At 68.9% G+C, this 599-nt stretch carries 1 protein-coding gene; it reads left to right on the top strand.

The window, feature by feature from the left end:
- Positions 1-51 precede the first annotated feature (51 nt).
- Positions 52-495, top strand: a complete 444-nt coding sequence (locus QQ657_RS56505) for an IS5 family transposase (protein ID WP_350310786.1) — start codon at positions 52-54, stop codon at positions 493-495.
- The last annotated feature ends 104 nt before the right edge of the window (positions 496-599 follow it).

The following is a 599-nucleotide window of genomic DNA, read 5'->3' as shown; positions in this document are numbered from 1 at the left end:
CCGGTAGTTGGTTCGTCGACCAAGAAGAACCTGAACACCACCGGAGACCTCGTGGACACCCTAGCGGTGACGAGGCGGTTCGACCTGACCGACGAGCAGTGGGCAGCGCTGAAGCCGTTGCTGCCCGCGCCGTCACGGCCGGGTCGGCCGTCGTTGTGGAGCAGACGACAGCTGATCGACGGGATCCGGTGGCGGGTGCGCACCGGTGCCCCGTGGCGGGACATGCCCGGGGCATATGGGTCCTGGGCTGCGGCGTATGGGTTGTTCCGGCGGTGGCAACGCGCGGGTGTCTGGCAGCGGATTCTGACCGCGTTGCAGGCGGTGGCCGAGGCGGCCGGTCGGATCACGTGGGATGTCAGCGTGGATTCCACGATCGCGCGGGCGCATCAGCATGCGGCGGGTGCGCGGAAAAGGGGGATCTGCAGGCCGAGCCGCCGGGCGGGGTCACCGTCGAACCGGAGGATCATGCGTTGGGGCGGTCGCGGGGTGGGTTGACCACGAAGGTGCATCTGGGGTGTGAGCAGGGGCAGAAGCCGTTGTCGATCGTGCTGACCGCCGGGCAGCGTGGTGATAGCCCGCAGTTCGTTGCGGTCCTGGCC

The sequence above is a fragment of the Amycolatopsis ponsaeliensis genome (assembly GCF_030182635.1).
GTDB lineage: Bacteria > Actinomycetota > Actinomycetes > Mycobacteriales > Pseudonocardiaceae > Amycolatopsis > Amycolatopsis ponsaeliensis.
Note: the sequence above shows the minus strand (reverse complement) of the source record. Positions and strands in the feature narration are given on the sequence as shown.